General features: G+C 63.1%; 9 protein-coding genes. 4 read left to right on the top strand and 5 right to left on the bottom strand.

Annotated elements, in window-relative coordinates; all coding sequences use genetic code 11:
- Positions 1-2: 2 nt before the first annotated feature.
- Positions 3-1,244: an alanine--glyoxylate aminotransferase family protein gene (locus tag CLM71_RS08365; protein WP_105230596.1), complete on the top strand. Its 1,242-nt coding sequence runs from the start codon at positions 3-5 to the stop codon at positions 1,242-1,244.
- The gene (hpxK, locus tag CLM71_RS08370) at positions 1,241-2,503 is read left to right on the top strand and encodes an allantoate amidohydrolase (protein ID WP_105230597.1); all 1,263 of its coding nucleotides are present in this window, start codon (positions 1,241-1,243) and stop codon (positions 2,501-2,503) included. Before CLM71_RS08365 ends, hpxK begins: the two co-directional genes overlap by 4 nt.
- 33 nt (positions 2,504-2,536) lie before the next feature.
- On the opposite strand, the gene CLM71_RS08375 is transcribed toward hpxK, so the two are convergent.
- From CLM71_RS08375 to CLM71_RS08395, 5 genes are all read right to left on the bottom strand, one after another.
- Entirely contained in the window at positions 2,537-3,835 is a 1,299-nt protein-coding gene (locus tag CLM71_RS08375) for a cytochrome c (protein WP_105230598.1), read from the bottom strand.
- A 23-nt stretch (positions 3,836-3,858) separates the two neighbouring features.
- Positions 3,859-6,111 carry a molybdopterin cofactor-binding domain-containing protein gene (locus CLM71_RS08380; protein WP_105230599.1) on the bottom strand — a complete coding sequence of 751 codons (2,253 nt, stop codon included), beginning with the start codon at positions 6,109-6,111 and terminating at the stop codon, positions 3,859-3,861.
- A complete protein-coding gene (locus CLM71_RS08385; RefSeq protein WP_105230600.1) occupies positions 6,111-6,584 on the bottom strand; it encodes a (2Fe-2S)-binding protein in 474 nt (157 codons plus the stop codon). Before CLM71_RS08385 ends, CLM71_RS08380 begins: the two co-directional genes overlap by 1 nt.
- Before the next feature lie 225 nt (positions 6,585-6,809).
- On the bottom strand, positions 6,810-7,343 hold the full coding sequence (locus tag CLM71_RS08390; RefSeq protein WP_105230601.1) for a GDYXXLXY domain-containing protein: 534 nt from the start codon (positions 7,341-7,343) through the stop codon (positions 6,810-6,812).
- On the bottom strand, positions 7,333-9,552 hold the full coding sequence (locus CLM71_RS08395) for a DUF2157 domain-containing protein (RefSeq protein WP_105230602.1): 2,220 nt from the start codon (positions 9,550-9,552) through the stop codon (positions 7,333-7,335). Before CLM71_RS08395 ends, CLM71_RS08390 begins: the two co-directional genes overlap by 11 nt.
- A gap of 275 nt (positions 9,553-9,827) precedes the next feature.
- Between CLM71_RS08395 and CLM71_RS08400 the strand changes: the two genes are divergently transcribed.
- Entirely contained in the window at positions 9,828-10,583 is a 756-nt protein-coding gene (locus tag CLM71_RS08400; protein ID WP_105230603.1) for an A24 family peptidase, read from the top strand.
- Positions 10,584-11,681: 1,098 nt separating this feature from the next.
- A complete protein-coding gene (locus CLM71_RS08405; protein ID WP_232251650.1) occupies positions 11,682-13,769 on the top strand; it encodes an AAA family ATPase in 2,088 nt (695 codons plus the stop codon).
- The last annotated feature ends 114 nt before the right edge of the window (positions 13,770-13,883 follow it).

Below are 13,883 nucleotides of genomic sequence, written 5' to 3' on the forward strand. Positions count from 1 at the left end.
CGATGGCTATCGCTCAATATTCGCAAATCAATCCGCCGCCGCGCCTGCTGATGGGGCCGGGGCCAATCAATGCCGATCCGCGCGTACTGCGCGCCATGGCGAGCCAGTTGATCGGTCAGTACGATCCGGCGATGACCCACTATATGAATGAGGTGATGGCGCTGTATCGCGGCGTGTTCCGCACCGAAAACCGCTGGACGATGCTGGTGGACGGCACCTCGCGCGCCGGGATTGAAGCGCTGCTGGTGTCGGCCATTCGCCCCGGCGATAAGGTGCTGGTGCCGGTGTTTGGCCGTTTTGGTCATTTGCTGTGTGAAATCGCCCGCCGCTGTCGCGCCGAGGTGCACACCATCGAGGTGCCGTGGGGCGAGGTGTTTACGCCGGATCAGATTGAGGACGCCATCAAGCGCGTGCGTCCGCGCCTGCTGCTGACGGTGCAGGGGGATACCTCCACCACCATGCTGCAGCCGCTGGCGGAGCTGGGCGCTATCTGCCGCCGTTACGACGTGCTGTTTTATACCGACGCCACCGCGTCGCTGGCGGGCAATGCGCTGGAGAGCGACGCCTGGGGGCTGGATGCGGTGTCGGCTGGCATGCAGAAGTGCTTGGGCGGCCCGTCCGGCACTTCGCCGATTACTCTCAGCCCGCGCATGGAGGCGGAGATCCGCCGCCGCAGGTGCGTGGAGGCGGGGATCCGCACCGCGGCGCACCAGGACGGCGAGGAGGAGATGATCTACTCCAACTACTTTGATCTGGGCATGGTGATGGACTACTGGGGGCCGGAGCGGCTCAACCACCATACCGAGGCCACCTCGGCGCTGTTTGCCGCCCGCGAGTGCGCGCGTCTGATTCTGGAAGAGGGGCTGGATAACGGCATCGCCCGCCATAAGCTGCACGGCGATGCGCTGCTGAAAGGCGTCCAGGCGATGGGGCTGGAAACCTTCGGCGATCTGCGCCACAAGATGAATAACGTGCTGGGGGTGGTGATCCCGGCGGGGATCGACGGCGATCGGGTGCGTCAGCTGCTGCTCAATGACTTCGGCATTGAGATCGGCACCTCCTTCGGCCCGCTGCACGGCAAGGTGTGGCGCATCGGCACCATGGGCTATAACGCGCGTAAAGACTGCGTGATGACCACCCTGAGCGCGCTGGAGTCGGTGCTCAATCACCTGAAGTTCGCCACCACGCAGGGCGCGGCGCTGCAGGCGGCGTGGGATCACTACGGCAGCGGGGATGCGGCATGAGCGAAACGCTGACTGCGCAGACGACGGACATGCAGGCCGCCGAGCGCGTGATGACGCGCGCCGACCGGCTGGCGGCGCTCAGCGAAACGCCGGACGGCCTGACGCGCGTCTACCTTTCGCCGCAGCATCTGCAGGCCAACCGGCTGGTGGGACGCTGGATGGCGGAGGCGGGGATGCAGGTCTGGCAGGACGCCGTGGGCAATATCTGCGGGCGTTACGAGGGCGAACAGCCCGGTGCGCCGGCGCTGCTGCTCGGATCGCATCTGGACACGGTGCGCAATGCCGGGCGCTATGACGGCATGCTGGGGGTGCTGACGGCGATCGAAGTGGTGCAGGCGCTGCAGCTGCAGGGGCGTCGTCTGCCGCTGGCGCTGGAGATCGTCGGCTTTGGCGACGAAGAGGGCACGCGCTTTGGCATTACGCTGCTCGGCAGCCGCGGCCTGACCGGCAGCTGGCCGGACGATTGGCTGGCGCAGACCGACGCGCAGGGCGTCAGCGTGGCGCAGGCGATGCGCGACGCCGGGCTGGATCCGGCGCAGATTCATCAGGCGGCGCGCGCCGCCGGTGAAATCGTCGCCTATCTGGAACTGCATATCGAACAAGGCCCCTGCCTGGAGCAGGCGGGGCTGGCGCTGGGGGTGGTGCAGGCGATCAACGGCGCGCGCCGTCTCAACTGCTGCTTTACCGGCGAGGCCGGCCATGCGGGCACGGTGCCGATGCAGCAGCGTAAAGACGCGCTGGCCGCCGCCGCCGAGTGGATGGTGTTTGTCGAGCGCACTGCCGGCCTGCAGGGCGGCAACCTGGTGGCCACGGTCGGCGATGTGCAGTGCGCGCCCGGCGCGGTGAACGTGATCCCCGGCGAGGTCAGGCTGTCGCTGGACATTCGCGGCCCGCAGGATGCGCCGCTGGCGGCGCTGCTGCAGACGCTGCTGGCCGAGGCCGAGGCGATTGCCGGGCGGCGTCGGCTGCGTTTTGACGCCCAGGCGTATTATCACATCGGCGCCACCCCGTGCGACGCGCGGCTGCAGACGGCGCTGGAGCAGGCGGTGCGGCAGGTGCAGGGACGTTCACTGTCGCTGCCGAGCGGCGCGGGGCATGACGCCATCGCTATGGCGGAACGCTGGCCGGTCGGTATGCTGTTTGTGCGTTGCAAGGGAGGGATCAGCCATCACCCGGCGGAAGCGGTGACGACGCCGGACGTGGCGTTGGCGATTGCTGCCTACCGTCAGGTGGTGACGGATCTGGCGCAGGGAGAGTAACGTCCCGGCCCGCTGCGGGCCGGGAGCGGCGGATTACCGCGCGTTGCGCAGCGCGGTCACCCGCTGTTGCAGATCCGGCCAGGCGGCTTTGCCCGCCTGCTCGGTGCGCAGGTAGTTCAGCAACACGGCGATTTGCCGGTCGCTGAGGTGGCCGGCGAACGCCGGCATGGTGCCGAGCGCCGGCGTGGCGGGGGCGGCAATGCCGTTCAGCACCACGCGGATGGCGTTGTCGGGGCTGGCGTCGTTCAGGTTGGTATTGAGCGCCAGCGCCGGACGCACCCCGGCCAACGGCGCGCCTTCCGACTGCGCATGGCAGGCCATACAGGCGCCGGAATACAGGCGTGCGCCCTCCGAGGCCAGCGTTTTTGCCTGCGCCTCGCGGTGCAGCAGCTGCTGTTTCACCGTGGTCTCGTCGTCGCCCGGCTGCGGCTGATTGAACGAGGCCAGATAGACGGCCATCGCCTGCAGATCCTCTTCCGGCAACTGCGACAGTCCCTCATTCACCACCGGGCCCATCGGGCCGGCGGCCACGCCGTGATTGGCGGAATAGCCGCTGCGCATAAAGCCCAGCAGATCGGCGTAATTCCAGCTAATCGGCGCGTTGGAGTGCGCGGTCAGCGCCGGCGCGTTCCAGCCTTCGGCGACGCCGCCGGACAGATGCGCTTTGCCGCCCTGTTCGGCAAACAGAATATTGCGCGGCGAGTGGCAGGCGCTGCAGTGGCCCAGCCCTTCGGTCAGGTAGGCGCCGCGGTTCCAGGCCTGGTCGTGCGCCGGATCGGGCTGCATGGCGCCGGGCTGCAGAACCAGCCAGTTCCAGGCGGCGATCCCCTGTCGGATATTGAACGGGAAGTTCAGCCTGGTTTCCGGCGGCTGGTAGCGCACCGGCGGCTGCGACATCAGCCAGGCGTACAGCGCCTGCAGATCCTCATCGCTGGTGCGGGTGAAGGAGGTGTACGGGAACGCCGGGTACAGATAGTGGCCGTCGCGATCGACGCCGTGGCGCATGGCGCGCTCAAAGGCCGGATAGCTCCAGCTGCCGATGCCGGTTTCGCGATCCGGCGTGATATTGGTGGAGTAGATGGTGCCGAACGGGATCGTCATCGCCAGGCCACCGGTATTGCGTTCACCGCCGGGGCGGGTATGGCAGACGGCGCAGTCGCCGAGCGCCGCGAGCTTTTTGCCGCGGGCGATCTGTTCGGCGCTGAACGTCTGGTGATCCGTCTCCTTCAGCGGGGCGATGGACGGCTGCCAGCTGGCGATGCCGGCGCCAACTGCGGCGATGGCGACAACCGCAGCGCCCCAGCCGAGAACTTTTTTGCTTTTACTCTTCATGGTGGTTTCCTTGCCGTCGGGCGTCAGTGAGCGGAGGTCAGGGCCTGCAGAATGCGTTCGGGGGTGAACGGCACTTCCCGCAGGCGGACGCCCAACGCGTCAAACAGCGCATTGGCAATGGCGGCGGCGCTGGGCACCGAGGCAGACTCGCCGGCCCCCATCGGCGGCCGATCGGGGTTATCCAGCAGTTGCACATCCACCTCCGGCAGTTCGTCAAAGCGCAGAATCGGATAGCCGCCCCATTCCAGTGAGGTGGTGCCGGCGCCGTCAAAGGTGGCGAACTCCTTGAGCACGCGGCTGGTGGACTGGATCACGTTGCCGTGCACCTGATGACGCACGCCGGCCGGATTGACGATGCGGCCGCAGTCATGGGCGACAAACACCTTCTTCACTTTTACCTGTCCGGTGCGGCGGCTGACCATGACGTCGCACACCCAGGCGGCCCAGGCGGCGCCGAAGCCGGGGAATTTGCTGTGGAAATAGCGGGCGTAGGCGAAGCCGCGGCCGCTGACCCACTCCTGCGAGGCGGGCGCCGGATGACGGTGCGCGCGGCCGGGCTGCCAGTCGGCCTGTTTTTTCAGCGCGTCGATCAGCGCCAGCGCGCGCGGATCGTCAAGGTAGCGCAGGCGGTAGGCGATGGGATCGTCGCCCGCCAGATAGGCCAGCTCATCGATCCAGGACTCATGGGCGAACACGTTCGGCAATGCCGACACGCCGCGCATCCAGGAGGCGCGCACGATCGGTGCGGCATCCTGCGCCACAACGCGCATATGCGGGTAGCGATACTGCGGGATGGCGGTGCGGTCGCCCATTTGCTGGACGTCAGCCTGATTGGCGACCTTGCCGCTGAGCACCAGCGCCAGCGTCACGGCGTTGTTGGAGGGATAGCAGGTTTTAAAATCATAGGCGGCCACCTGATGTGCGGCATCCAGCCCGCCGCGCACCCGGATCAGCTGCGCGGTGCCTTTTGGTTCCCAGCCGTTTTCCTGTTCGCGCATCAGCTGCACCCGCACCGGTTTGCCCACCGCCTGCGACAGCAGCGCGGCGTCGGCGCTTACGTCGTCAGCGCCGTTGCGGCCATAGCAGCCGGAGGCGTCCAGACGCTGGATATGCACCTGTTCGTCGGTCAGATCCAGCAGTTTGGCGATGTCCTTGCGCAGGTCGTGCGGATTCTGGCTGCCTGACCAGATCTCCGCCTGGCCGTCGCGCACGTCGGCGACCGCACAGGAAGGGCCGATGGAGGCGTGCAGATGGAAGGGCCACAGATAATCGGCGTTCACCGGCGTGGGCAGCGCGCTGATAATCTGCTCGATTCCGGCGTCGTCCTGCAGCATACGGTCCTGTTTCGGGTGCGTCGTCAGCGTATCGTGCAGGCCGGCGGCCAGATCGGGCAGCCCCTGCCAGTCGCGCCAGGTGACCCGCAGCTGGTTCATCGCCGCGATGGCCTGCTCTTCGCGCTCGGCGATCACGCCGATAAAATCGTTAATCACCACCAGCTTGACGATGCCCGGCAGGTGGGCGATAGATGCCGCATCGACGGACACCAGCGCCTTGCCGAGCGGCGCGCTGCTGTCGGCGCCGGCATACGGCGGGCGAATCACCCGGCCGTGCAGCATGCCCGGCACACGCACGTCGTGAACGTAGCTCAGTCCGCCGGTAACTTTGGCGGGAATATCCACGCGCGCTACGGGCCGGCCGACATAGCGGCTTTGGGCGTGCTCCTTCAGCGGCGCCGTGGTATCCAGCGGCAGGTGCAGATCCTGGCCGCGCGCCAGTTCGCCGTAGCTCAGACGGCGCGCGCGGTTGGCGCGCTCGAACACATAGCCGCGCTCGGCGGCCAGCTGGTTTTCCGGCAGGTTGAACGCCCGCGCCGCCAGCTGCAGCAGATGTTGGCGTACCTGCGCCGCCGCCTGACGCAGCGGTATCGAGGTGACCTGGATGGTGGCGCTGGCGATGGTCGGCCCCTGATTCGGCGTGCGGCGCGTATCGCCGAGAATCATGGTGACGGCGGCCAGATCGACATCCAGCTCATCGGCGACGATTTGGCTGAGGGCGGTTTTCACCCCGGTGCCGAGATCGACGTGGCCGTTAAAGGCGGTGACTTTACCGTCGGCGGACAGCGCAATAAAACTGTCGACGCGGTCGGGCGGCGGTGAGGCCGGGCGTGGGGCCGGCGTAGCCGACAGGGCGTCGAATGAGACCGGCAACAGGCTGCTGACCATCACCAGTCCGCCGGCCTGCAGTAAACGGCGGCGGGTGATTTCCATGCTGTTCATCACGCGTTACCCCGCTCGGCCAGAATCTGTTTGGCGCGTTCCGCCGCCCGCAGAATTTCAATATGCGTGCCGCAGCGGCAAAGGTTGAAGGCCAGTTCTTGCTTGATGGTCTGTTCGTCGGCCTGCGGTTCGCGTTCAAACAGCGCCACCAGCGTCATGATCATGCCGTTGGTGCAGTAGCCACACTGGGCCGCCTGTTCATCAATAAAGCCCTGCTGTACCGGATGCAGATGTTCGGCGTTGCCGATGCCTTCCAGCGTGGTGACCGATTTGCCGACCACGCTGGCGGCGTTAACGGAACAAGAGCGGGCGGCGACGCCGTCGATCAGTACGGTGCAGGCGCCGCATTCGCCCAGGCCGCAGCCGTATTTCGGGCCGTTCAACGCCAGATCGTTACGCAGGATGTAAAGCAGGGGAGTGTCGCGGAGGCTATCGTCGAGCGGTATCATCCGTCCATTGATTTGGATGTTCATTGGGTATTTTCCTGGTCAATAAAATGCCGGCATCAATGCCAGCCAGTGCTAAAACGAGCTGATTTATCGAGTTATATGCGTTTGAGATAATACGTTAACTAATCGTTAATTAACTTAACAATTTGTGGGGAGTTGACGGGGAGCGGATGGATATTAAGGAGTATTTTATGGGGCGCGTTTATATGTTAAGCCCGCGGCCGACGTGACGTCAGCCGCGGGGAGAGGTTATGGCAGAATGCGCCGGCCGTCGGCGTCACGCAGATAGGTCAGCAGCGCGGTGCCGTCCCGATCGACGCGAAACTCGCCGTAACGCGCCTGAGCGAATCTATCGCCGTGCCCTTCCTGGAAAAAGTAGCTCGGCGTGCCGATCTGCAGCCCGGTGGGGGACAGATGGTACTGCATCAGGATTTGCTGTGGCTTCAGCGGTTCCCCGCGATAAAAATGCGCGTTGACCGCGTGCCGTTGCGCATCCAGTTCGACCACCAGTTGGCCACTGGTCGCCGGCGCCTGGCAGCCACCGACCCAGCAGGCTTGCTGCAGCTGGCGTACCTGCGCCCGTAGCGGCGCGGCCAGCGCATAGTCCAACGCCATATAGTCGCCCTGCATCAGCGAGCGCGGGTCGACCGGCGCCAGTTGCAGGATGACCACGCGGCCCTGTTTGAGCAGCCGTTCTTTTTGGTAAATCGACAGATTGACCAGCAGCAGCGCCGCCAGCACTACGGCGGCGGTCAGCCATTTGATGACGGATTTAGTCTGCATGGTTACCTCCCTGCGCCTGCCATTGTTTGACCCACATTGCCAGCAGCAACAGCACGACGCCGCTGACCATCAGCAGCAGCGCTTTGTGCAACAGCGAGATGCCGAGGAAGTAGTACCAGTCGCTCAGGTACAGCAGCAGATAGCCGCCCGCCGTCGCCAGCAGCAACCGGCTGCCCAGATAACGCGCGGTCAGCAACAGCAGCAGCCCCAGACCCAGGCCGGGAGAGAACAGGGCGATAACGCCGCAGAACAGCGCCGCAGGCAGGTAGACCGGCACCGCGTCGGCGGCGGTGCGCTGCGTATAGGCCAGCGCGCTGCCGATCAACCCCACGGCGATGCCGATGCCGAGCATGGTCGCCAGCATGGTGCTGCCGGAGGACGGGCCGAAAATATCGCTCAGCAGGTTGTGGTGGATAGCGGCCAGACACAGCGCCATCAGCCCGGCGGGAATGCCGTAGCGCCATGCGCCGTCGCCCGTCGCCGGCCGCGATGCGTTGCGGATAACCTGTTGCAGCCAGCCGGCCAGCAGCAGTGCGACCAGCAGCGCCGTCAGGCCGATAGCCAGCGCCGACGGCAGATAGCGGCTGCTAAAATAGCCCAGCGACTGTACCAGCAGAAAGACCCCGAGGCAGACCGCCATCAGGCGATACAGCGCGTTTGGCATCGCCCACGCCATGACCGCCAGTACCGGCAGGAAACACAGCATTTTCAGCATGATGCTGGGTTGCGCATAGTCGTCGCCGATCAACATAATCGCCAGATAAAAGCCGTAGGTGGCGGCGATGGCCCAGGCCATGCCAATCTGCTGCTGACCGATCGTCGGTTTGCGCAGCCACAGAGCGGCCGGCACGGCCAGCAATGCCGAGTAGAACGCCAGTGAAGCGCCGTTGAGCGATCCAAGCAGGCCAACCGCATACAGCACCAGAACGAGCAGCATCAGGATAATCATCGCCGCCAGCCAGCCACCCAGCGTCAGCGCGAAGCGCAGATACCAGGGCAGCCGTTCGGAATGATCGAAATTTGCCACGGCCGCTGCCTGCCGGGCGTTCAGCAACTGGCGCTGTTGCAGCGCCTGCAGCAGCGCGCCGACCTCATCCGGTGCGATATCCGGCGCCTGTTGCGGGTACATCTCACGCCGCCAGCGCAGCAGGCACGCTCCGCACAGCGTCAGCCACAGCGCCATCAGGCCGCAGATCAACATCGGGTGGCCGATCCCCCAGGCGATAAGCAGCAGAGCTTCGGTCTCCCAAGAGAAGTACAGCAGCTGCAGAATCACTACGCCGCCCACCACCATCAGGCTGGCCATGCCGAGGGTCAGCATGCACAGGTCCGGCCGGCGGTGGCGGTAAAAGACGTAACCTATCAGGAGCAACAGCGCCCAGGGTACGATTATCAGACGGTTGTCCGCGCTGCTCCAGTCCAGCACCGTGCCGGCCACCCAGAAGGTGAGTGTCAGCAGCAGGTAGCCGGCCATCAGGCGCGACGGCCAGCGCTTGGCCAACCACGATGTCGGCTGCCGGCGGCGCGCGGCGCCGGCCAGGGCCTCGCGCAGTATCAGGCACAGCAACTGAGCGGCGAGGTAGGCGTACAGCAAGCCGTCTGCTGACCAGGGGAAGCGTTGCCAGGCGTTGTCGCCAATCAGCAGTAACGCCTGGTTGGCGTAGTAGAACTGAAAGGCGAGATTGGCGACCGCCCAGGTGCAGATCCACAGGCCGTTCTGACGCCCCAGCAGCGCCAGCGGCAGCAGCACCAGCGCCCAGGCGCGGAACAGTTCCCAGCTGTCGGCGCCGGTCTGATAAGTTTGTCCGTACAGCGCCAGCAACCCGCCGAAACTCAGCCCGACAGCCAGCAGCGCCATACGCGCCAGCGTCTGTCGCCAGCGCCAGCAGACGACGATCACCAGTGCCAGAATCCAACCTTCCACCAGGGCGAATTTCGCCATCTTGGGCATGGCCGCCCAGTTCCAGGCGATAAAGAAAATTATCCCGCAGACCAGCGCCAGCAGGCCGAGCAGCGTGAGCGCACCCAGCAGAAAATGACGCCAGCCGGGGAGATCGGGGCGCACGCCGCAGTACAGCAGAATACGTTGATAGGCGCTAGCGGACAGCCTGTCGCCATCCGGCGATGAGCGTTGCAGTGCGCCGAGCGTGCGGCACACATGTTCTGCCGCGCCGGAAGGCATGCGGGCAGGGTGATACGACGAATCCATACAGACTTCCTTGCCGTGGTGACGATTGACCCGGCGGAGCATAAACCCCCCGCCGCTGTCGGTTAAAAATGCGCTGCAGATGCCGTGCTCGCAGCGCCGTGCTGAACTACCAGTTTACCTTATAAATCACGATCGTGCGGCTGGTGAGAGCGATGGGACAACGCGGCGCTCGGATATTTGCTGTAAAAGGCGCATCTGAACTGAGTTCTCTCCGTACCTACGGCGGAGAAAATACGGCAGCATGACGGAAAGGGACGATTGACGGGAGATGATGGATGGATACTTTCACTCGCCTGGCCGCTGCTTACCCGGAATGCTGGCTGGGGTTACTGATGCTGTCGGGCTGGGCCGTCGGCAGCGTGATGAGCCGGGTGGCGCGGCAGCTGCCGCCGTTACTGGAACACCGCTGGCGGCAAGCTGCGCTGCGGCAGTTGAATTTACCTGCGGCGGATGAGGAGGTAGGGTTATGGCGGCGTGTGGGCAAACGTACGCCCGGAAGTGGCTGCTCGCCGGCTGCGCTGGCGCATGCGCTGCTGTTTATGTTGGTGGGACTGTGGCAGCCGCCGGGATGGCCGCTGTTGGCGCTGCTGCTGTTTTGCACGCTGGTATTAACGCTGTCGATTATTGATTTCAATACAATGCTGTTGCCGGATGTGTTGACGCTGCCTCTGCTGTGGTTGGGCCTGTTGTGCAATCTGAACGGCTGGTTTGTACCGTTGGAGCAGGCGGTTATCGGCGCCGCTGCCGGCTATATGGCGCTGTGGCTGCTGTTTTGGCTGTTCAGACTGGGCAGCGGTAAAGAGGCGCTGGGCTACGGCGATTTTAAACTGACGGCGGCATTGGGCGCCTGGTGCGGCTGGCAAAGCCTGCCGAACCTGCTGCTGCTGGCGGCAGGCGGCGGCCTGGCGTATAAACTGTTGCGATACGGCTGGAATAAGCATAGCGCGCAACAGCCGCTGGCGTTTGGCCCCTGGCTGGGGATGAGTGGACTGGTAAATTTGCTGTTTTTTATTGTGCCGATAAATTATTAACGCATTATCGGCGATGCGTATCAGGCATAATTATAAAAAAACAGATCCATCGGATCTATATATTTCACGGCTAAATACATAACGTTTTTTTTAGTTTTCTGTTAACAATAAAAACGCATGGCGATTGTTGTCGGGAAAAACAGGACTTTTCTTATTTAACGTTTTATTCCTGCATTCGTTAATGATTCTCACCACCCTGACGCGATCTCTTTACGCCTGTAATCACGCGCCCTGCCTGATATCGTCTGGGGAGAATCTTAATAATCAGAATGCTGGTGTTAACGGTCAAAGCAGGCGTGTTGAAATATTTCCTTACATATTTTCAATTCCTTTCATATGTCATAGCTTTTTAAACTTATGTCTATAGGTATTTGTCCTAATTATTTTCTTCGCGGCGGACTGAAAGGATTTCCGGTATTCATAATATTTATGAAAGTTTTTATCGGTGCCGCCAGCGAGCGAAGATAAATAATTTTTTTGGGGCGAACGCCATATTGGCGTAATTAAGTCAGCCTGCACGCAGGCTGACAAGTTTATCAGATACAGGATTGGGGAAATACGCCCATGTTGTACGGTTTATTGCCAGAGACCATTGGCTTGACGTATCCGCTTTATTTCAGGACGGCAGCCTGTTCGCCAGGGCGCCGCGTGCGGCCGGGAGTACGGTGTCGGTCAGGCGTCGGGCCGCCGTTATTCTTCACGCCTCCTACCCACGCAAAACTTCAGACCGCAGACACAGGGCTAATCGGGTCAGGCAACCGATCGGCCGGCGATGTCTTGGGTTAAGCCGCGGGAAGCGCCGCTTAACCCTGCAGAGAGTGCCCCATGGAATGGGATTTACGCTATACGCTAACAAAACGCGCCGGTAGGGAGAAGTCTGCCCGGCGTCAGCAAACAAGGAAGAGCATTATGACAACGCATTTAGCCTATTGGCTGCGACGCTTGAGCCCCGATAGCATGCGGACGGCTGCCGGGACGCTGTTGAGTCTGGATGATATGCCGCTGAAGTGTGCACCGTCGTGGCCGGATAGTCAGTCGGACGGTAATCAGAGCTGCGGTTTTTCGTCCCAGGAGTCACCTTTTGCCAGGATTACGGATATGACGGAATGTGAGTGCTCAGCGCTGTTGGATCAATTCACCCTGGATATTACTGCGAAAGCGCAAACCAGACAGCTCGATCCGGTATTGGGCCGTGATGCCGAACTGCGTCAGATCGTTGATGTGCTTTCCCGCCGGCGTAAAAACAACCCGATCCTGGTTGGCGAACCGGGCGTTGGCAAAAGTGCGCTGGTGGAAGGGCTGGCGCAGCGTATTGTGGAAGGCAATGTGCCGGACGGTCTGAAAAATATGCGTATCCGCAGATTGGATGTGGCGCTGCTGCAGGCGGGGCCTGGCGACCTTTCTGCTTTCACGCTGCGGCTGCTGCAGCTGGTTGACGCCATACGCCGTTCGCCGCAGCCGATACTGTTGCTGATTGACGAGGTGCATACGCCGGTGGGCGTCGGCGAGTCGGCCGGCAGTGAAGAGGTGCTCAAGATATTGAAGCCGGCGCTGATGCAGGGAGAGCTGCGCCTGATTATTACCGCCAACCGGCAAGAGTATCAGCAGCATGTCGAGTGGGACACGGCGCTGGGGCACTGCCTGCAGAAGGTCAGCGTCGATGAACCGGATGATGAGACCGCCTGCCTGATGCTGCGGGCGCTGAAAGAGCGTTACGCCCAACACCACGGCGTCTACATCCAGGACTCGGCGCTGAAGGCGGCGGTGGTGCTGTCGCGTCGCTATCTGTGCGGCCGTCAACTGCCCGATAAGGCGGTGGATCTGTTGGATATCGCCAGCGCCCGGGTGCGGATGAGCCTGGAGGTCGAACCTGCGCCACTGACGCAGATCCGCGCGGAACTGGCGGCGCTGGCGATGGAGCAACAGGCGATTGAACAGGACGAGGCGCAGAGTGACGAGGTCGATCCGGCGCGGCTGGCGGATATCTGCGACCGTTGCCAGTGGCTGCTGCAGCAGCAGGCAAGTCTGGAGCAGCAGCTGCGGCAGGAGCAGCTGCTGGCGCGGCAACTGCTGACGGCCCGGCAGGCGGAGCGCAGCGATGAATGCATGGTGTTGCAGCAGCAGTTGGCGGCGCTGCAGGCGTCCGTTCCTCTGCTGTCGCTGGATGTGGACGCCCGCATGGTGGCGACGGTCATCGCCGACTGGTGCGGCATTGAGCTAAGCAGCCTGTTAAAGGATGAGCGCAGCTGTTTGCTGCAGCTTGAACAGCGCCTGACCGAGCAGGTGATCGGACAGGAGTCGGCAATGAGCGCGCTGGCGCAGCGACTGTATACCGCCTTAACGCAGCTGCGGCTGGAGAATGGGCCGCTGGGGGTATTTTTACTGCTGGGGCCGGCTGGCGTGGGCAAAATGGCGAGCGCGCGGGCGCTGGCCGAGAATCTGTTCGCGGACGATGCCTCACTGTTGACCCTCAATATGGCGGAGTATCAGGAAGCGTGCGCGGTAAAGCATCTGATCGGGGGGCATGGCGAGCAGGCGGAGGAGGAGGGGACGTTAACCGAAGCGGTGCGGCTGCGTCCTTACAGCGTCGTGCTGCTGGAAGAGGTGGAAAAGGCCCATGGCGAGGTGTTGAAGTTGCTTTGTCAGCTGTTTGAGCGCGGTTCTCTGCGTGACGGCCAAGGGCGGCTGATTGATTTTCACCATACGGTGTTCCTGATGAGCAGCGAGCTGGGGCGCGAGCAGCTGCATCAGCAACTGGCAACGCAGCCCGATGCGACGGACGCCGAGCTGAGCACCGCGCTGCAGCCGATTCTGCGCGCGCGCTTTCAGCCGGCGCTGCTGGCTCAGGCGCAAGTGCTTATCTACCGTCCGCTGGACGTCGAGGCGTTGCGGCGGATTGTCGCCAGCAGGCTACAGCAGATTATGCAGCGGCTGCGGCAGCGTTACGATCTGCGCTGCGTTGTCGATGACAGCCTGAGTGATGCGCTGGTGTCGGCCGGCCTGCAGGCGGAGGGCGGCGTGCGCCATATCGACAGCGTGTTGAATCAGCAGATTTTGCCGACGGTCTCACGCCAGTTGCTGCAGCGCCTGGAGGAGCATCGCAAGCCGCAGCAGCTGCAACTGGCTTATGACGCACGGCAGGGCGTTGTGCTGAATTTTGACGTTGGTACGGGCTATCAGTGCTGAGGCGCCGGGGAGAAAACGGAGGCGTCATAACGATTTGTACACTGCCTGCGGCAATATTCGTATATATTGCCGTTTGCATCTGATTGTTACAGCGTCCTTCTCTATTTTTACGGC

Origin of the sequence: Serratia sp. MYb239, assembly GCF_002966855.1 — a bacterium.
Lineage (GTDB): Bacteria > Pseudomonadota > Gammaproteobacteria > Enterobacterales > Enterobacteriaceae > Serratia_B > Serratia_B rhizosphaerae.